This window comes from Meishania litoralis, from assembly GCF_042611095.1.
Lineage (GTDB): Bacteria > Bacteroidota > Bacteroidia > Flavobacteriales > Flavobacteriaceae > Meishania > Meishania litoralis.
The window spans coordinates 571,504-592,187 of record NZ_JBHFPV010000001.1 but is presented as its reverse complement, the minus strand read 5'-3'; the positions used below and the strand labels follow the sequence as shown (position 1 = coordinate 592,187).

Here is a 20,684-nt window from a genome sequence, read left to right as displayed (position 1 = left end):
ATGAGATTTATATTTGACAGAAATACTTGGCAAGAAATTTTTGGTTCTATCAGCAAGAATAGGACCAGGACCATCATTACGATGATCGGTGTGCTTTGGGGAATATTTGTTTATATAGGACTTTCTGGTGCGGCCAAAGGAATGGACAATGGTTTTGACAAAGTCTTCAAAACGGTATCGATGAACAGCATGTTCGTTTGGGGCCAGAGCACAAGCATGCCATATGGTGGTTATAAAACCGGAAGGCAGATGCAGTTGAAGCTCGATAATGTTACCGATCTGCAAAATAGAATTCCCGAAATCCAATACATTGCCCCGCGAATAGATATGGGTGAATTTGGTACTGAACCGGTCTATACGGTGCGAGGTCAAAAATCGGGTACCTATACCGTAAATGGCGATTATCCGGTATATACCAAGATCGCTACAAAAAAAATATTCGATGGCGGTCGCTTCATTAATGATGAGGATATCGAACAGGCGCGGAAGGTATGCGTGATAGGTGAGCGAAATTTACAGGAACTGTTCGAAAAAGATGAAGATCCGATCGGGCAATACATCCGGATCGGCAGTGTTTATTTTCAGGTAATAGGTGTCCATAAATTGGCGCAAGGCGTTAGTTTTGACAATGATAGTGCCATATTCATTCCCTTCACGACTTTCAGAAAACTATACAATACCGGAGAAAATGTAGGATACCTTTGCATAGCTGCCTATGATGATGCCGATGTTGTACAGGTCGAAAAAGATGTAAAAATGCTCTTAAAGAATATACATAGGGTAGATCCCGAAGATGAAAGGGCATTCGGATCCTTTAATTTGGGCGAGGCATTCAGTAAAATAATGGGTTTTGCCCAAGGATTGACATTCTTGTCCTTGATTGTGGGCATAGCTACCATTTTGGCCGGGGTAATCGGTATTGGCAATATTCTTTTGATCTCGGTAAAAGAACGTACTAAGGAATTGGGGGTTCGCAGGGCATTAGGCGCTACCCCGGCCGAGGTTCGTAACCAGATTATATTGGAATCCGTTTTCTTGACCGTTCTATCGGGAATAATAGGCATAATCTTAGGGGCGGGTGTTTTGGCCTTGATAAATAACCTGACAAAAGACATTGATTTTCCTTATACCAATCCGACCGTACCGATACCCTATGTCTTGGGTGCACTGCTGATAATGGTGGTTTTGGGAACCTTGATCGGATTAATACCCGCCCAAAGAGCGGTAAGCATCAAACCTATTGACGCACTAAGGGAAGAATAACAGAAAAACCGTAAAACAACTAATAACTTGAAAATGAACAAAATTGTTAAATACTCGTTGATCGGACTTTTAGTGCTTGGCGCACTTTGGGCTGCCGCTTTTTTCATTAAATCGAACAGCAAGTCCTCTGTAACCTATGAAACCCAAAAGCCTTTTATTTCCAATATAGAGAAGAAAACTGTGGCTACGGGTAAAGTGGTGCCAGAAGATGAAATTGAGATCAAACCCCAGATTTCGGGTATTATCGATAAGATTTATTTGGTAGAAGGGGACAAGGTAAAAGCCGGTGATTTGATAGCGGTAATCAAAGTGGTTCCTAACGAGCAATCGTTGAACCAGGCCAGGGGGCGAGTCAGAAATGCCGAAATAGCACTGAACAATGTGAAGATTGAGTACAATAGAAACAAGGCCCTATTCGATAAGGGCGTTATTTCAAGCCAAGACTTTAATAACCTTCAATTGCAATTTGATCAAGCGAAACAAGAACTTTCCAATGCCCAGTCCGATTATCAGATTATCCGTGTAGGTTCGGCAGGCGGTTCCTCAAGTGCCAATACCAATATTAGGGCGACCGTTGATGGAACAATTTTAGAAATACCTGTTGAAGAGGGCGACCAAGTGATACAGAGTAACAACTTTAATGACGGTACCACGATAGCCACGATAGCCGATTTGGGAAAAATGATTTTCGAGGGAAAAGTCGATGAGGGCGAGGTCGGAAAATTGCAGGTCGGTACGCCCCTCAAGATTAGTTTGGGGGCCGTAGAAGGTACTGAACTCGATGCCAAATTACGATTCATTGCGCCCAAAGGGGTAGAGGAGACAGGTGCCGTTCAATTCAAAATAGAGGGCGATGTCGAGGTCAACGATAGTATTTTTATTCGGGCAGGTTACAGTGCGAATGCCTCGATGGTGTTGGAGAAAAGGGATAGCGTTATGGTCATTCCCGAAGCACTTCTGCAGTTTGACAACAAGACCGATAAGCCCTATGTCGAGGTAGCCGTAGGTTCGCCTGAAGAACAAAAGTTCGAGAGAAAAGACGTTGAAATCGGGATATCAGATGGTGTGAATGTTGAAATTATCTCCGGAATTACGGAAGAAGATCAGGTAAAACAATGGAATCAAACCGAACCTATCAAGAAAGGCGAGGATGAGGAAGATTCCGAAGAAGATAGCGAAGCATAATCATCAATCAAAATCAAAAAATCAAAAAATGAATAGTAGATTAACGGCTTTACTGATCGTATTTTCGGTCGGGATTTTATCGGCACAGAATAAAAAGTGGACATTGCAAGAATGCGTTGAATATGCGTTGGAGCACAATATCACCATTCAACAATCGGAATTGGACCTAAAAGATGCCGAGGTGAACAAGCTTGACGCCAAGGGCAATTTTCTTCCTAGCATCAATGCCCAAGCGTCACACTCATGGAACATAGGTCTCAACCAGAACGTCACTACTGGTATTCTAGAGAATTTAACGACTATGTTTACTTCGGGTGGTGTAGGTATGAACGTCGATTTGTACAATGGGTTGCAGAATGTCAATCGTCTCAGAAGGTCGAATCTAGCGCTTTTGGCCAACCAGTATCGTTTGGACAACATGAAAGACGATATTTCTTTGGCTGTGGCCAACGGTTATCTTCAAATACTTTTTAATCGGGAAAACCTTGTGGTTGCCAAGGCGCAATATGCCGTCACCGAGCAGGACTTGAAACGTACGACCGAATTGGTCGAATCAGGAGTCGTCGCTAGGGGAGATTTACTGGAGATCGAGGCGACGGCCGCGACACAATTGCAACAGATTGTGAATTCAGAGAACAATCTACGACTGTCGAAAATAGCATTGGCGCAACTACTTTTGATAAATGACTATGAGAATTTCGATGTGGCCAATGAAGAATTCAATATTCAACCCACAACTATTTTGAACAATTCACCCAGTGAGATTTTCGCAAAGGCTGTAACACAAAGAAATGAGATTAAATTCGCCGAAGCGAATATAGAGTTGGCGGAAACCGATATTGAATTGGCAAAAGGTGCCTTGTACCCTAGACTTTCTGGATTTTATAATTATAATACGAGGGCATCTTACCAAGACATCATTGGTGGTTTTGAAATCGACCCCAACAACCCAACGACCCAAATAGGAACCGTCGAAGGTACCGGACAAGCAGTTGTAGCCCCGAATAGGAGACCGATAGTGGAGGCAATGGACCCATTTATTTATCAATTGGGCGTCAATGACGGGCATTCTTTTGGTGTGGGTCTGAACATACCCATACTCAATGGTTTTTCGGCACGAAATAGTGTCAAAAGAAACCGAATAAACCTTGAACGTTCGAAATTACAGCTGGATCAGGCCAAACTAGATCTTGAAAATGTCATCAATCAGGCATGGAACGATGCCCAAGCGGCGATCAAAGCGCATGAAGCGGCACAAAAAACACTTGATGCGAGACGATTGGCCTATGACTATTCAAAAGAACGCTTTGATGTCGGCTTGATGAATGCCTTCGATTTTAGCCAAGCCCAATCCCGTTTGGATAATGCCCAAGCCGAGGTAATAAGGACTAAATTTGATTATATCTTCAGGGTAAAGGTATTGGAGTTTTACTTTGGGCTTCCGATAGAATTAAAATAACACTCAATTTTCTAACTCAATGGCAACAAACCTGCAATTCATTCGAATCTTGCAGGTTTGTTCGTTGAACGTATCTTTGTTCCTTATGGGGATAATCTTGAACTTGGAAACGGCCACTACCAATTGTTCGGTAAGTTTGGCGAAAAATGGTGAACTGTTGGCCTTGAAGGAGCAGAATACACCGAACTTTTCGCATGCTGAAAAATTGCATGTATTTATATCGGAGGTACTGCACAGATCCGGATTGAAAATGGAACAAGTCGATGCGATTGCGGTAAGCAAGGGCCCCGGATCTTATACAGGGCTTCGAATTGGGGTGTCGGCTGCGAAAGGATTATGCTTTGCTCTTGGAGTTCCTTTGATTTCGATTTCAACCCTAAAAAGCATGGCGTATCAGGTCATAACCGATGAAATTGATTTTATTATTCCTGTATTGGATGCCCGTAGAATGGAGGTCTACTCCGCTGTATTCGATACTAAAGGAAACCAGGTACGCGAAACCAAAGCTGAAATAATAGAAGAGAGTTCTTTTGGAGAATTTGCTAAGAAACATAAGGTACTTCTTGCCGGAAGCGGTGCCGATAAATGCAAACCGGTTTTGACCCATGCCAATTTTGACTTTACTACTGAGGTGGTTCCGTCCGCACGTGAAATGAGCTTATTATCGCATCAAAAATATGTTGAAAATCGTTTTGAAGATGTAGCTTATTTCGAACCGTTTTATCTAAAGGACTTCATCGTTCAAGGCGGTAAAAAAACCTAATCGTCCGATTTTTCGTTAGAGTCTTCCGATTTTAACGTATCATAGTACTCCAAAACTTGCATTACTTCACTCTCGCGTCGCATGTGGCGTTTGTTCTTAAGGGCATATTGCCTTAGTTCTGAATATTTGTCCTATAAGACGGCGAAAACCTCTTTTCGGCTTAGTTCGTTAAGGTCTTTGGCCGGATTGTCTTTTTTAGTAGTAAGTGATTTTCAGCTCGAAGGCAGATGGTTTGAAATCTTAATAGCAATGATTGAGAAATTCAATTTCAGGGATTATCTTCTGTTGTCTTAAATAAAGTACAGTTTCGCCTAGGTTTAAGGGGTTAAAATACCCTTTTTTAAGATTGCCATGATTTAAATATTCGATATACTCAAATTTTTCGCGCTCAAGAATGATATTGACATCGCTATCTTTATTAACGTAGCCCAAGATATCCTTGCCCTTAAGAATTTCAAATCGATTCCGATAGGCATCGTATCTTAAGAATGCGGTTTTTTGTCCTTCGCCATGTAAAAAGGTCTTGCCAGTTTTGAATGCTTGGTTCCAATAGGCATTGACACTGACTTAGACTTGTCGATCTGTACTTGCCCCGGGAAGTTTATAACTTATGATAACCGTCTCTACTTCAGATAATTGGCAGAGAATAGTTAATGGGAAAACAAAAAAGAATAATGAAAAAATTAATTTAAAACAACGGGAATTTAGTGCGAAATACTTTATAGTAATCAGGACATTATTAGGGGTTTAACCGACAGAACAATTTGTGAAACGATTTGTTTCATAAGAACGACTTCCTAAGAACCTATACCAGTCTCGCCCCAACCCGAGTACGAATCGGAGGTCTTTTGTAGGGAATTATAATATTCCAACAACTTGACTACATCATTTTTCTCCTTAAGGTTCAGGTTATGTTCGGAAATAAACTTTTTGAGCAAGGAATTCTTGCGGTCCAATCTTCTCAAAATTTGGTTTTTTCTTAGTTTGACGGGTTCAGCAGGCTCGTTCCCTTTTTTGATATAGAACATTGACACATCTTTGTACACGGCTGGTTGATAATCTTCATAACCATTTTCAGGGTTTTCGGCCTGCATGAATTGTTTTTTAGGCCTATAATACAAAATTGTTTCACCTTCATTCATCGGGTTTAGATAACCCAATTTAGTTCGTTGCCCTTCTTTATATGCGACTACTTCATAAGTTACGTTATCTATAACGACGGTTATGTTCTTTTTACGTAAAAGCTCTTTAGACTTCCCATTTTCATCCATAATTTCGATTACCTCGTTCATTGCATTATACCGCATCAGCGATGCAGCCATAAACTTGCCACTAAAAAAGGATTCTCCTTTTTTGAAGATTTCATTGACATATGGAGTGCCTTCAATCGGTATCTCTACCAATTCCCCTTTTAATTGGGCAGGTGTCAAAACATACCTGTTGGCCGAAATCTGCGCATTGGAAAACGAACAGACCAAAATAAGGAGTAGTGCGATATTTTTCATTAGATGGAGTATTTGATAATACTTAAATGTACAAAAAAAATAGGCTGAACACAACATACATGACTAGTTTTCAAGCATGTATGAAACCCTTGCAGGAAAATTGGCAAATAAGCCAAAAGTCAAATACCTTTTTTCTGCTGTTCGCTATGGTTGTGAACAACTCGTTGTGGAAATGGAATTTCGATGCCTGCGGCGTCGAATCGATATTTGATTTCTTCAAGTACATGAAAATGGGCCGACCAGAAATCTTCATTTACGGTCCAAAACCTTAGTGTGAGGTTCACCGAACTATCGGCCAGTTCGCCAACATATACTTCGGGCCCAGGTTCGGGGAGGATTATTTCCTTTTCTTCACAGATTTCCAAAAGGATGTCCTTGGCCTTCTTGATATTCGAACCATAACCGATGCCGATATCGATTTTATCCCTTCGGAGTTTTTCAGCATTGTAATTTATTATGCTATTGTTACTTAGTTGCCCATTGGGTAAAATGGCTACCTGATTACCAAAGGTGTTCAGTTTTGTAGTGAATATGGTAATTTCCTTTACCGTACCGTCCACTCCCTGGGCAGAGATAAAATCACCCACTTTAAAGGGTTTGAAGAGCAATATGAGCACCCCTCCCGCGAAATTGGCCAATGATCCCTGAAGCGCCAGGCCAATGGCGAGTCCCGCTGCACCTATGATGGCCACTAAAGAAGATGATTTGACCCCTAACTGTGTTACAACAAGTACAAAGAGTATGGCTTTTAGTGCTATTCTAATGAAACTTTGAAGAAATGTCTCTAAAGTTTGGTCATAGTCCTTTTTGTCAAAAAAGTTCCGTACCAAACGATTGATAAGTCGCATTATCCATATTCCGATGATTAGAATGCCGAAAGCCATGAGCAGGTTTGGCAAAGCGTTCCAGACCCAGTCTATGGCGTTATCAATATGCTCTTTGTAATTTGTGAATTCTTTCATTTAATTAAATTGATTGATCCTAACATAGTAAAGTGAAAGTGCCCTATCAAGAAATCTTGATTAAAATATTGTTAATGTATTTTGACAAAAATACTTTCATATCGTTTTGGTCTTTGAGGTTTATAGAAGATGTGGATACTCGAGGCTAAACTTTGAAATAAAAAAGGTCCGTCTCTGAACAAATGCAAAGACGGACCTTTCTAAAATTTAATTTTCGACTTACTTTACCTCGAACGTAATCTTGACGTTCACGCGATAATCGTCTATTTTGCCATCTTTGACCGTGGCACTCTGCTCGTTGATATAGACCGACCTAATATTCTTTACGGACTTTGACGCTTCTTCCACGGCATTTTTGGCGGCTGCTTCCCAACCCTCGTTCGAATTGGCCAATACCTCTATGACTTTTAATACTCCCATAATACTATTGTTTTTTAGATTTTTAACAAGGTAATAAATAATACTTCAAAGTAAAAAGTAAATGTCCAGTCGAAAAATCAACCGTTAAGAGCCACTACTTCTTGTACCCGGTCACCCATCATATTTCTTAACATGGTCTCGATACCATTTTTTAAGGTGAATGTAGATGACGGGCAACCACTGCATGCCCCTTGAAGAATGACATTGACCGTCTTGCTTTCTTCCTCATAGGATTTAAAAAGGATGTTGCCCCCGTCACTGGCAACGGCAGGTTTTACATATTCCTCTAGAATAGCTATTATTTCCTTTGAGGTATCGTCCAGGTCTTCATTATTTTGTTCCGTTGTCGTGTTGCCGTTGTTTTTTTGTAAACCGAGATTCGGTGAGACCACCTCTTTTCCATTCGCCAAAAAATCACGGATCATTTCACGGAGTTGCATAGTTACATCGTCCCAGTCGGCAACATCGAACTTACTGATGGAAACGTAATTCACGTCAAAGAAAACTTCTTTTACAAAAGGTAGCTGAAACAACTGTTTGGCAAGCTCTGAATATTTGGCTTCATCGATGTTCTTGAATTCGAAAGCACTCGGTACGATTCTCTTGTTGGCCACGAATTTCATGACCGAAGGGTTGGGGGTAACTTCGGCATATACCGTGACGGGCAGCTTGTCGGTAGATTTTTCCTCGACGACCACAGGTTCGCCGGCGTTCAGGTACTCGACCAATTGCTGCGCCACTTCATCCTTGACATCATCCCATGTAACGATATCGAAACGTTCAAGAGCTATAAAATTTCCCGATATATATACTGTTTTGATAAAAGGAAGGTAAAAAAGTTGCTGGGCGAGTGGTGAGATCTTGGCCTCGTCTATGTTTTTGAACTCATAGTTCTTGAACTTTACCAATTGATGGTTGGTCTCGAACTTCAAAATAGCCGGATTGTTTGTAGTTGCCACGGTAATCGAGTACTCTTTCATAGTATCGGGATTTTGTGCAAAAATACGACTTATTCTAAGTTAATATACATATAATAATGTGGTGTTTCGACCGTTATACTTTATATTTAGTCGATTTTAACGCATCCCCAAAATCTATAATGAAACAACGAATATTGCTTTTGTTCGGCCTATTGGCGTTTGGTTTACAGTCCAAGGCCCAAGAAGGTATTCCTGTCTATTTTGATTACTTATCGGATAATTATTACTTGGTGTATCCTTCGATGGCCGGAATCGGTGAAGGAGGAAAGATCAGGGCAACCGCAAGAATGCAATGGTTCGATGTGCAAGATGCCCCCAATCTTCAAACGCTTAATGCCAACTTCAGAATAGGGGATACCCCAAGCGGGGTCGGAGCGATCTTTTTTAACGATGCAAATGGTTATCATTCACAGACGGGCCTGAAAGTTACCTACGCCCATCATCTCAAGCTCGGCGGCGATATTCGAAACCTCAATCAAATATCTTTTGGTCTTAGCCCGACTATTTTGCAAAGTAGTCTCGACGAAACTGAATTTCGACTTCCCGATCCTGCCATAAGCGGGTCTAAGATCAGTGCCACTTATTTCAATGTTGACCTTGGCATGTCTTATAACTTAATGGAATTTTATGCCCACGTTGCGGTATTGAACGTGCTCAACAGCAAAAGAAGCCTCTATTACAGAAATAGGCAAGATAACCCTGAACAGTTTTTGATAGATAATCTTCGCAGGTACCTTTTCTCGGCGGGGTATATTTTCGGAAGACAAGAATGGCAATTTGAGCCTTCGGTCTTGTTTCAAATGACCGACTTCACGCAAGAGAAATCCTTGGATATCAATGCCAAGGTCTATAAAGATGTCGATTTTGGCAGAATTTGGGGCGGGCTGTCATATCGTAGAAGTTTCGACGGCGCCCAATTTCAGACCGCGAATAGCTTTGGTGAGCAGCGATTACAATTGATTACCCCGATAGTCGGTGCGAATATCAAAAATTTTATGGTTTCGTATAACTACTCGTATCAAATGGGAGATATACGCTTTGATAACGGGGGGTTCCATCAGATTACGATCGGTTACGACTTTGGCCAATCTGAAAGAAAATACGACTGTTATTGTCCGGCGGCACAATAGCAAAGGGCCATTAAAAATAGCCCTTCGTTCCATCAGTTTGCCCAATTACTATTCCCATGTATAGTTCTTTCGGGCCGCCTGTTTTTGAATAGCCTTCAACATAGCGTTTTCCAATTCCCCTTTTTGGGTTGCTTGTTGATTTTTGGCGATATAGGCTTCCCTTTTGATATTGAGCGCCTGTATTTCTTTTTGTATCGACGATCTTTCTGATTTTTTCTCTTGAATGTACGATTCGATTTCTTTGCTCGATTTCCCTTTTAGCTCTTCGGGAAGTTGCTCCTGTTCTATTTTTGCGACGTCGAATTCGGCTTCTTCCGATGCATCGACCAAATCCCAGGTTGAGTTACTGTAAAGGCGCGAACTCTTGCTGACGGCTCGTTTCACGGCCACACCCTCGGCAAGTTCCATGGCATTGGCGTCTTGTTCGGCCTGGGCCTTCATTCTTGACTGGCCCAAGAATCCATAAGATATATATGTGTTGTTCAATTTTGAATTCAATTGGATTATGATATCGTCATAAGGTGTTTCGATGTGCACTACTTGGCGATTATGGTCAATGGCGATGTATTCACCTCCTGTCAAGATCGCCCCGTTTTTCCAATCGGTATTAATACCCTGTTCGTAATTACCGCAGAAAATGGTGTTGACGATGATGTCTTTTTCCTTGGCATTGGCAACGGCGTCTGTGTAATTCAACTTGCCTTGATCAAAAGGTTCGTTGCCCGCTATGAATATCATTTTTAGGTTATCGGGGTTTTTGCCCCAATCCAATTGCTTTAGAGAGGTGGCGATCACTTCACCGCAATATTCTTCTCCACCATTGGTCGTTAATGAAAATAGTTTTTCAGAGATTTCGTCAAGATCATTGCTAAAGTTCAAGACCTGTTGTATATAACCCTCCTTGGAGGAAAGGTTGTCATTGCCGTATTGGTAAAGCGCAATCTCTAATTTTGGTCTTTCGGCATTACCGCACTTGGCGTGCGTGAATTTGTTGACGACGTCCCATAGTTGTGCCTTGGCTTGATTAATGAGTCCGTCCATGCTGTTACTGGTATCCAAGAGTAGCGCGATTTTGACGACATTGCTGGCAGGCATTGGGTCGTGTTCGGCCATGACTGCCTGGGCAATTATCGGAGGCTGAACCGATTTATTGTTTCTAGTTTCACAACCATATATTGTGATTGTAAAAAGGGGCGCAAATAATAGCGCCCAGAATTGTTTTGATTTTTTCATGATATCTTGGTTTTAATTCTCTTTTTTATTTTTCGATGTGTGGCCCTTTCACGAATGGCCCAGTAATGATTTTCGGATAAAAGTATCTTTCAAATTTTTTGTAAAAAAACGATAATGAGTGAAACGGATTACCCAATGAGTAAACACCTACTTCCACTAAGCAAAGCATGAAAAAGGCCATGTTTCGGGGCCTGTTTGTCGATTTCACCATTTTTTAGTACCGCATAAATCAACTAAGTTTACGTTGTTGAACTAGTGATATGAATCAGTTGAAATATATATTGTCACTTTTTATCCTAGGCTGTTCAATGGTCTTTTGTCAAGTGCGGGAACATGCGGTCAAGGTGGAAATCGAAGGTTCTGTGAAGGGGATGGAGAACCATAAGCCCATCAGGGGAGTTGAGGTGACCACTAATAGTGGGATGTATGCCGTAACCAATGATATAGGGGGATTCAAAATAAACGCCTCGATCGGAGACGAACTTGTTTTTACAAGTCCCGAATTTGAAACGGTTAGGCATATCATTAAAAGTGATGAAGATGTCGATGTTCTGGTAGAAGGGTATTCTGAAACAAATTTGGACGGAAGCAAAAATAGCGATTCAAGGAATTCGGTTTCCATGCACAGGACTTATCTGGATTCCGCCAACTTTTACAAACGTTCCGATATAGCGAAGAGCATTGATTTTATTACGCGGTCTATCGAAGAATTGGGCGAACGTGCCGATAAGAAACAGCTGGCCATTTCACTGACTGTTCTTGGAGAAGTATATCAATACCACAGGCAATTCGATTTGGCCATCACCAGTTATAAAGACGCTCTTGAGGCGAACAAAACTTCGCGTACGACTTTGTTGCTGGGCCGTACATACATCTTGAACAATAATTTTGAGGAAGCCGAAAGAATATTACTGCCGTTGGTCGATATCACCGATATGATTCCTTATCAGCGAATCGAGCTGTTCGAAATATTAGGAGATGCCTATGCAGGTATGGATCAAATCGATATGGCCGTTACTTTCTATGAGCAAGGTCTGACCGTAGCCAAGAAAAATCAGATCACACCAAAAATGACCGATTTGAACTCAAAGATAGGTGATGCCTACGCGAAAGGTGATAGATTGATCGAAGCAGAGGCCTATTACGGCAATTCCCTCAAGTTATCGAGCAGCCTTGCGCCCGAACGCGCTGTTCAAGAAAAAGAAAAAGTGGCCGATTTCTATAATCAGAGGAGCCAGTATGTCGAAGAGATCGAGATGAGGAAAAAAATAGGTGATGAGCTAAAAAGGATGCCAAAGACGGAATCTGAAGTGTCAAAGGGCCTGGCGAATTTTGATACTATTACCTCGCAAAGAAACAATTATAAAATCGCCAATGCCTATATCGTTCAAGATCAATACGATCAGGCCATACCTTACTTGAAGCAGAGTATCGAAGAGGCCGATGTGGAAAATGACCTTGTTGTTCAGAAAGATGCAACACGAAAACTTTCAGAGGTCTATAAGTACCGCGGCGAATATTCAAAGGCCTTGGAAACACTGCAAGAATATGCGGCATTGGTCGATACGTTGTACGTGCGCAAGGAGCAGGAGATTTCTAGGGCGGCAAGGTTCAATAGGGAAATAGCGGCAAAACAAAGTCGTATTTCGGGGTTGGAACAAGAAAGGGAATTGTCTCAAAGCAAATACAGCCTGGCGCTTACCGAGCAAGAATTGGTGGAGCGCAGCAATAGAATGCAGCAATGGATCATCTATTCACTCATTTTAGGATTGGTCTTGACGGGTTTGGCCGCTTTCTTTTTCTACCGGAGCAATCAGCAACAAAAATTGGCCAATAACCTTTTGGCCTTGAAATCGTTACGTTCACAAATGAATCCCCATTTTATTTTCAATGCGCTGAACTCGGTCAATAATTTTATCGCCAAGAGCGATGAAAGAAGTGCCAATCGTTATCTAAGTGAGTTCTCGACCTTGATGCGGGCGGTACTTGAAAATTCCGAGGAAGATTTCATACCATTGGCAAAAGAATTGGAACTGTTGAAGCTCTATACAAAATTAGAGCATTCCCGTTTTTCCGATAAATTTGATTATGAAATAAATCTTGACAAAAGAATCGATGTAGAGGCCTATTGGATACCGCCAATGTTATTGCAGCCCTATATTGAAAATGCGATTTGGCATGGGCTGCGCTACAAGAATGAAAAAGGGTATTTGCGCATCGCTTTGAACCAAAAGGGTCCTGATACGGTCGAAATCGAGATTGTTGATAATGGTATCGGCCGAAAAAGATCCGCCGAATTGAAGACCAGTAACCAAAAAAGGCAAAAGTCCAAAGGTATGGGCAATATCAAAAGACGCATTGCAATTCTAAATGATATGTATAAGGACAAAGTCGATGTTAGCATTTCAGATCTCGAAACCGACGGGGCAGGTACGAAGGTGGTGTTTACGTTAAAAAAAGATTGAAAGAGTTTTTGCGAAGCATAAATTTCGTTCGGAGAAAATAAGTTGCATGATTTCGGGGTTTATTGAATTGACCAGTAATAGGCATATATGGAATTAAAGACAATCATAGTGGAGGATGAAGCGAACAGTCGCGAGATCTTGAAGAACTATTTGACAAAGTATTGCAAGGATGTCAAGATCGAGGGAGAAGCAGCTTCAATTCAAGAAGGTATCGAACTTATCGATCGCCATGAATTGGACCTTGTATTTCTCGATGTTGAAATGCCGTTCGGCAATGCTTTCGATCTGTTGGAGCAAGTGCCCGATCGCACTTTTGAAACCGTTTTCGTTACGGCATATAACCACTATGCAATGGACGCATTGAACAACCATGCAGCCTATTACTTGATGAAACCGATAAATATCGATGAACTGGTGAAAGCCGTAGCATATGTCGGTGAAATCAAAAAGAAGGAAGCGGCATTGAACGACCAGATCCTTCAACCGGTGATCAAGAATGTAAAGGGTAAGATAACCCTGCCCCAACAAGATGGTTTTCAAGTCTTGGATGTTGCCGACATTGTATTTTGCAGAGCAGATGACAACTATACCGAAATACACCTAGAAAGCAAGAAGATATTGGTGAGCAAAACCTTAAAATATTTTGAGGACGCCCTGTCAGAATTTCCTTTTGCGCGTATTCATAAATCGTATTTGGTGAATGTCAACGAAATTGTAAAGTATAAAAAGGGAAAAGGGGGCAGTGTAATTGTTTCCAATGGAAAGGAATTAATGGTTTCAGCATCCAAGAAAAAAGATTTATTGGCCTATTTTTAGAGTCGTACTTTTAGACTTCCGGTATTATGATAATAAAAACGATAAATGGAAAAACACCGCAAATAGGAAACAACTGCTTTATTGCCGAAAATGCTACCGTTGTCGGTGAAGTGAGTATGGGCGATGACTGCAGTATTTGGTTCAACGCCGTGCTCCGTGGCGATGTTCATTTCATCAAAATGGGAGATAGGGTAAACGTGCAGGACGGTGCCGTGATTCATTGTACCTATCAAAAATCGCCGACGACCATAGGGAACAATGTTTCGATCGGCCATAATGCCATTGTTCATGGCTGTACCCTAAAAGACAACGTCTTGGTGGGGATGGGCAGTATCATTATGGATGACTGCATTGTCGAGAGCAATAGTATTATAGCGGCAGGTGCTGTAGTGACCAAGGGCACCCATGTTCCCGAAGGGTCTGTGTTCGCCGGTATGCCGGCAAGAAAAATAAAGGATATAAGCCCTGAACTGAGTGCCGGTGAAATTGATAGGATAGCCAATAACTACGTCAAATATTCCAGTTGGTTCAAGTAGGGTTTTTCAATACTTGATTGTTTCATTATTAAGGTAAGGGATTAATGGATTTTTCTGAATTTCTTGCCCAATTTTTCGTCCTGAACGCTTACCGAATAAACAATAAATAGCTATTTTTGCGCCTCTTAAATAAAAGGCGATGAACGCATACATATTTCCTGGTCAGGGAGCCCAATTTGTAGGAATGGGCCTTGATCTTTATGAAAAATACCAGGTAGCGCAAGAATTGTTTGAAAATGCCAATGAAATACTGGGGTTTTCGATTACCGATATCATGTTCCAAGGTACTCCGGAAGATTTGAAAGAGACTAAGGTGACCCAACCTGCCATTTATTTGCATTCCGTTATTATGAGCAAAGTGATGGGTGATCAGTTCAGGCCCGATATGGTAGCGGGTCATTCTTTAGGGGAGTTCTCCGCGCTAGTTGCCAATGGAACAATGAATTTTGACGACGGACTTACATTGGTGTCTAAAAGGGCCTTGGCCATGCAAAAGGCTTGTGAGATGAACCCAAGTACAATGGCTGCTGTTCTGGGTCTTGAAGATCATATTGTAGAAGAGATATGTGAAGAGACCAAAGGTGTCGTAGTCGCCGCGAATTATAATTGTCCGGGGCAGTTGGTTATTTCCGGCGATATTGCTGCGATCGATTTGGCATGTGAAAAGTTAAAGGAAGCAGGGGCAAGAAGAGCTTTGGTTTTACCTGTTGGTGGTGCATTTCATTCCCCTTTGATGGAACCTGCACGCGAAGAATTGGCGGCGGCCATCGAGAACACGACGTTCGGTACTCCGAAATGTCCGATTTATCAGAACGTAACGACCACTGCGGTCACTGATCCAGAGGAAATCAAAAAGAATCTGATCGCCCAATTGACCGCACCTGTAAAATGGACACAAAGTGTAAAAAACATGATCATTGACGGGGCCGATACATTTATCGAAGTAGGTCCGGGTAAGGTACTTCAAGGCCTGGTCGGTAAAATAGATCGTGATGTGAAGACCATGGCCGTCTTATTATCGTAAATAGTTAAAACGGTCCAACATGTATTTTGTCCGATAAAGCCTTATTTAACCCAGTATTTAAGGTATAGGACGTTTTTTTTAGTAATATTGAATCCCATTTCAGACCTACCTACGCAATTGTTGTGAGTTTTTTTTATGCTCGAAGTAGTCTCTTTATTGATCAGAGCTAAGGCGTTCAGCCAATTGCTAATTTCAATAATAGGCCATCTTCGAAATAAAATTGCGCAGATGAAATTGAAAGGAGAGTTTATTGTTACCCTAGGCCATGGGGTCGGATCGTTTGCTACACGGTTTGTTTTTATGGTATTTTTACTGATTGGGTCAATGGCTAGTGCTCAACAGGCAAATCTTACTGTTCTTGATGGAGATGCGGGTGAAACTGGAGGTATAGCTAATCCTGGTGCTTTTCAGGTCACCTTGACCGGAGTAGGTCTTGCTATTGATAGAACCATAAATGTCACCGTTGAAGCGGCAAGCACGGCTCAGGCCAATTTAGATAGAGACCCTATACCTGCGACCTTGTTTATACCTGCAGGTCAGTCGCAGGGAATCATTCCTGTGGAAGGCATTGTAGATGACAACTTGGTCGAAGGTGATGAAACGGTTATTCTCACTTTGCTTCCGGGTTTCGGCTATAGCCTAGATCCGATAATTGCCAACAGAACGAAAACTATTATTGTCAAGGATAACGACACGGGGCAATTTACTATTACTACCTTAGATCCTGATGCCGGTGAGGAAGATCCCCCGGGTGAAGGGCGGTTTAGAATTGATTTAGATTTCGATAATGGTACCGGTACTGCGGTAACAGTGCCTTATACTTTGACCGGAACTGCCACAAATGGAGGAGTAAATTCTGACTATGATGTGATAGGCCAACAGGGCACATTGACTTTTCCTGAGGGGACACTTGCAAGGACGTTACGTATCCAACCTATTGATGATACGACGTTCGAATCTGATGAAACCGTAATATTGACATTGGGCACCCCAAGTGACCCTCTATTTACTGTGGCCGCATCTCCCGCGGCCGATAGAACGGTTACTATAGTCGATAACGATTGCCCGGCAGGTGATACAGCTCCTGTTTTAGACAATGAACCGACCTCGTTTTGTGATGTCGCATCGGTGAATTTGAACACTTTCTTCAGTGGAGGTCTGCCACCTCAATCGGCTTTGAGATGGAGTACCGTTGCCAACCCTACAACTGTGGGCCAGTTGATGTCGGTAGCAGCCTCAAATGCTGTAACAGCTGGCACCTATCATGCCGTATTTTGGTCAACAACTGGTACTTGTGCAAGTCCTTCAACGGCATTGACGATTACCATTAATCAGACACCGGATGCGGGTACGCCTGTTGCAAATTTGACCAGTTGCAATGATAATAATTTCGGCACTACTACTTTTGACCTAGATAATGGTTTGACCGGCGAAGACCCTGGGGGAACTTGGACCTACATCTCAGGCCCGGGCAATCCTGGGAGTATTAATGGAAGTAACGTTGTCAATTTTAATAATGATCCATCGGGTACCTATGTATTCAGGTATACCTTGACTGCTGGCGCGCCCTGCGTGAACCAAACTGCAGACATCAGTATTTCGGTATCCGACTGCGACCCTTGTATCGCGGGTAATACCGCACCCAGCTTGGCGCCTGACGCACCTGAGACCGACTTTTGCGATACTATCGATGTTAGTTTGAGCCAGTTTACGAATAGCACGGCACCACCAAACACGACCTTGAGATGGAGTAGCGATTCCAATCTTGAAAATACTAGTGCCCATTTGACCGTCGGCCAGATAAACAGCCCCTTGCCCGGAACCTACTACGCATTTTTTTGGGACGCGGCGAATACTTGTGCAAGTCCGGCGTTGGTAGTAAATCTTGCAAGTACACCGACCCCTACCATTACAGAAGCTAATGGCGATGAACGATGCGGTTCGGGTACAGTAACCTTAACGGCTTCTTCTACAGGAAATCCCACCTTTAATTGGTATGATACTATTGACGGTGATACACCTATCGGTTCAGGGCCAAGTTTTGAAACAACGGTCAATGCGCCTTCGGCAAGTATTGGGATAGTAACGTATACTTTTTATGTCGAGGCTACAGAAAACAGTTGTGTTTCGACGCGCGAACCGGTCGAGGTCATTGTTGCCCATCAACCTTCTGCTGGCACGCCGACAGATACCTCTTCTTGTAGCAATCCGCAGTATGGTAATACCGTACTTGATTTAAATGGGCAATTGACGGGAGCCGATATAGGTGTTTGGACATTTACTTCCGGTCCGGCAACAATTGATCCGGGTGATGGAACTGCAGTAGACTTCATTGGCGCACCCGATGGTATTTATGTATTTACCTATACAACCTCTGATGCACAGGCGCCCTGTGAGAACGATTCGGCTTCGGTGACGGTCTCGGTAAGTAATTGTGACACCGATGATGATGGTGATGGGCTATTTGGGGGGCAAGAACAAGCGCTTGGAACCGATCCCCAAGACGCGGATTCTGACAATGATGGCATACAAGATGGTGTTGAGGTCGGTGGCGATATTGAAAACCCATTGGATGGAGACAATGATGGTATCATCGATGCTTTGGATTCCAATGTGGCCGATGAAGATAATGATGGCGTGGTAGATCAGTTGGATCCCGCAAATCTAAACCCTTGTGTGCCAAACACTTTGAACGGGGTTTGCGATAGCGACGGTGACGATATACCCGACAGTGAAGAAGACCTGAACGGAAATGGAACAGTGGATGAAGGGGAAAGTGACCCGCTGGATCCCTGTGATCCGAATCCGGATCATGCCAATTGTCAACCTATCGATCTTGAGGTATTAAAGACGGTCGATAACGAAAATGCGGCCATTGGTGATACGGTGCTTTTTACGATTACATTGAATAACCTTGAAGATCGAAAGGCACGGAGCATCATCGTTGGTGATTTATTGGAATCAGGCTTTGAATACGATTCGCACACAGCTCCTCCGGGCAGCAATTATAATCCCGATACGGGCGAATGGCAAATTTTTGAGATAGCGCCTCTTGGGTCGCTGAGTTTGGAAATCAGAGCGGTCGTGATCGAGGGCGATGTGCATACGAATACAGCTGAGCTGTTATCCTCACTTCCAGAAGATGGCAATTTGGCCAATAATTCGGCTTCGGTAGAGATAATTTTTGTCCGTCCGGTAGGTGTAAACTTGATAGTCGAGAAAACGGCGAGACTGGGGCCGGACAAAAACCGCGTGAAAAAAGTATTTGGCCTTATAAATGACATTGATGATGAAGTCGAGGTGGAATATTTTATAAAGGTTATCAACAAATCTTTGAACGACAATGTATCGAATATCAGGGTGCAGGATACTTTTTCGAACGAAAATGGGGTGGTTTATGAGTTTTTGGAGGCCAATGCGCCTGTTGGAAGTACCTTTGATATGAATACCGGGGTTTGGCTTATCGACAACCTGTCGGTCGGTGAAGAAATTGAACTGTCTTACAAGGTTATGTTCAGAAGTGTCGGTACGGTTGTCAACAAAGCACAAATAATGCGCTCATCGCCCGCAGAGAGCATTGCCGGGGATGAAGATAGTATATCGGAGGTTGAAGTAGAGATCACTACACGTAATGTCGTGGATATTGGCATCATATTCAACCAATTTTCACCGAATGATGACGGCATAAACGATGATCTGAAAATTAACCGCCTCAGAAAGAATGCCGGCGGTATGGATGAACTGGTTGACATTACATACGATATTGATATCTTTAATCGCTATGGAAACTCGGTTTACGAAGCAAGAAATATGACCGATGAAAAGGTCTGGGATGGTACTTGGAAAGGTAAGGAAGTTCCCGAGGGTACTTATTTTTATATTTTGAACATAGCTATCGAAAATGAGAGTGCCAAAATTGCAAAAGGCTGGATACAGTTAATACGATAATGACAGAAATGGCTTGTAAAAGGTTTGAAGTATATAGAAAGTGGCTCGTTTGTTTGCTTGTTCTTGCATTTTCGATAAATCAGGTTTGGTCGCAAAATGAACCTCAGTACACCCAATATATGTATAATATCGGCAGTTTCAACCCTGCTTATGTGGGGTCGGTCCAAAATCCTGAGATAGCCTTATCGTACAGGGCACAATGGTTGGATATCGAGGGTTCGCCCAGAACGATTAGGGCAGGGGTAAATTTACCATTTGGTAATAGAAAGCACGGTTTGGGATTCAATGCGATCAGCGATCAATTGGGTCCGATCTCGCAGACCTACATCGATTTGGCCTATTCGTACCAGGTAAAAATGTCGGACAACGTCAACTTGTCTTTTGGACTAGATCTGGGAGGGGCTTTGTTAAATTTAGATTACGCTAAGGGTACTTTCGAAGGGCCCGAACCGAGAGGTCAAGGAATAGTGAACAAATTTTATCCCACTATCGGTGCCGGTTTGTTCATGTATGAAAATGATGTGTGGTATTTGGGTGCTTCTGTTCCGAATTTTTTGACGGATGGCATATATGATGACGAAGTTGCCGCTATTGTTGAAGGAAAGATGCAATTTAATTTCATAGGTGGTTATGTTTTTGATTTGTCGGACGGACTCAAGTTCAAACCGGCATTTTTGGTCAACTATATACAAGGTGCCCCTTTGAACAGTAATATTTCAGCGAATTTTTTAATTAACAATGCGTTCACTGCCGGTGTATCCTATAGAATAAATAATGCTGTGAGCGCTCTGGCGGGGTTCCAAATTTCGAGTTCGGTGTTTGCCGGATACTCCTATGATTACAATACGAACCAAATTGGTAAATTCAATAGCGGTTCGCACGAGTTGATATTGAAATTCTATTTGGGCAAAGGCGGTGGGGAAGATAATGGTGGTAATAGATCTAAAAATAAAGGCAAACCAAAACAAATCGATACGCCAAGGTTTTTCTAATAG

Annotated in this window: 16 protein-coding genes; 11 read left to right on the top strand and 5 right to left on the bottom strand. The window is 42.4% G+C overall.

All coding sequences use genetic code 11. The features are described 5' to 3' along the window. The 4 genes from ACEZ3G_RS02695 (at position 1) to tsaB (ending at position 4,670) form a co-directional block, all read left to right on the top strand. Positions 1–1,263, top strand: coding sequence for an ABC transporter permease (locus tag ACEZ3G_RS02695; RefSeq protein ID WP_432423933.1), 1,263 nt, complete (start codon positions 1–3; stop codon positions 1,261–1,263). Positions 1,264–1,296: 33 nt separating this feature from the next. Beyond that, a complete protein-coding gene (locus ACEZ3G_RS02690; RefSeq protein WP_432423932.1) occupies positions 1,297–2,448 on the top strand; it encodes an efflux RND transporter periplasmic adaptor subunit in 1,152 nt (383 codons plus the stop codon). Between the two features lie 28 nt (positions 2,449–2,476). After that, positions 2,477–3,907, top strand: coding sequence for a TolC family protein (locus ACEZ3G_RS02685; RefSeq protein WP_432423931.1), 1,431 nt, complete (start codon positions 2,477–2,479; stop codon positions 3,905–3,907). Between the two features lie 85 nt (positions 3,908–3,992). After that, positions 3,993–4,670: a tRNA (adenosine(37)-N6)-threonylcarbamoyltransferase complex dimerization subunit type 1 TsaB gene (gene tsaB, locus ACEZ3G_RS02680; protein WP_432425137.1), complete on the top strand. Its 678-nt coding sequence runs from the start codon at positions 3,993–3,995 to the stop codon at positions 4,668–4,670. Positions 4,671–5,467: 797 nt separating this feature from the next. On the opposite strand, the gene ACEZ3G_RS02675 is transcribed toward tsaB, so the two are convergent. The 4 genes from ACEZ3G_RS02675 to ACEZ3G_RS02660 form a co-directional block, all read right to left on the bottom strand. Beyond that, on the bottom strand, positions 5,468–6,175 hold the full coding sequence (locus ACEZ3G_RS02675; RefSeq protein ID WP_432423930.1) for a hypothetical protein: 708 nt from the start codon (positions 6,173–6,175) through the stop codon (positions 5,468–5,470). Between the two features lie 119 nt (positions 6,176–6,294). Further along, on the bottom strand, positions 6,295–7,137 hold the full coding sequence (locus tag ACEZ3G_RS02670; protein WP_432423929.1) for a mechanosensitive ion channel family protein: 843 nt from the start codon (positions 7,135–7,137) through the stop codon (positions 6,295–6,297). 219 nt (positions 7,138–7,356) lie between these two features. Then, positions 7,357–7,557, bottom strand: a complete 201-nt coding sequence (locus tag ACEZ3G_RS02665; RefSeq protein ID WP_432423928.1) for a dodecin family protein — start codon at positions 7,555–7,557, stop codon at positions 7,357–7,359. A 77-nt stretch (positions 7,558–7,634) separates the two neighbouring features. Next, positions 7,635–8,537, bottom strand: coding sequence for a NifU family protein (locus ACEZ3G_RS02660; protein ID WP_432423927.1), 903 nt, complete (start codon positions 8,535–8,537; stop codon positions 7,635–7,637). A 119-nt stretch (positions 8,538–8,656) separates the two neighbouring features. On the opposite strand from ACEZ3G_RS02660, the gene ACEZ3G_RS02655 reads away from it, so the two are divergent. Then, on the top strand, positions 8,657–9,667 hold the full coding sequence (locus ACEZ3G_RS02655; protein WP_432423926.1) for a PorP/SprF family type IX secretion system membrane protein: 1,011 nt from the start codon (positions 8,657–8,659) through the stop codon (positions 9,665–9,667). 48 nt (positions 9,668–9,715) lie between these two features. On the opposite strand, the gene ACEZ3G_RS02650 is transcribed toward ACEZ3G_RS02655, so the two are convergent. Next, on the bottom strand, positions 9,716–10,900 hold the full coding sequence (locus tag ACEZ3G_RS02650) for a vWA domain-containing protein (protein ID WP_432423925.1): 1,185 nt from the start codon (positions 10,898–10,900) through the stop codon (positions 9,716–9,718). A gap of 260 nt (positions 10,901–11,160) precedes the next feature. Here ACEZ3G_RS02650 and ACEZ3G_RS02645 point away from each other — a divergent pair, with 260 nt between their 5' ends. The 6 genes from ACEZ3G_RS02645 (at position 11,161) to ACEZ3G_RS02620 (ending at position 20,681) form a co-directional block, all read left to right on the top strand. Beyond that, entirely contained in the window at positions 11,161–13,365 is a 2,205-nt protein-coding gene (locus tag ACEZ3G_RS02645; protein ID WP_432423924.1) for a tetratricopeptide repeat-containing sensor histidine kinase, read from the top strand. Between the two features lie 87 nt (positions 13,366–13,452). Then, positions 13,453–14,181 (top strand): LytR/AlgR family response regulator transcription factor, encoded by a 729-nt coding sequence (locus tag ACEZ3G_RS02640; protein ID WP_432423923.1) that lies wholly within the window; start codon positions 13,453–13,455, stop codon positions 14,179–14,181. 26 nt (positions 14,182–14,207) lie between these two features. Beyond that, positions 14,208–14,717, top strand: coding sequence for a gamma carbonic anhydrase family protein (locus ACEZ3G_RS02635; RefSeq protein ID WP_432423922.1), 510 nt, complete (start codon positions 14,208–14,210; stop codon positions 14,715–14,717). A 139-nt stretch (positions 14,718–14,856) separates the two neighbouring features. After that, a complete protein-coding gene (fabD, locus tag ACEZ3G_RS02630; RefSeq protein WP_432423921.1) occupies positions 14,857–15,741 on the top strand; it encodes an ACP S-malonyltransferase in 885 nt (294 codons plus the stop codon). A gap of 228 nt (positions 15,742–15,969) precedes the next feature. Next, a complete protein-coding gene (locus tag ACEZ3G_RS02625; protein WP_432423920.1) occupies positions 15,970–19,689 on the top strand; it encodes a T9SS type B sorting domain-containing protein in 3,720 nt (1,239 codons plus the stop codon). After that, on the top strand, positions 19,689–20,681 hold the full coding sequence (locus tag ACEZ3G_RS02620) for a PorP/SprF family type IX secretion system membrane protein (protein ID WP_432423919.1): 993 nt from the start codon (positions 19,689–19,691) through the stop codon (positions 20,679–20,681). The genes ACEZ3G_RS02625 and ACEZ3G_RS02620 overlap by 1 nt, the downstream gene beginning before the upstream one ends. Positions 20,682–20,684 lie beyond the last annotated feature (3 nt).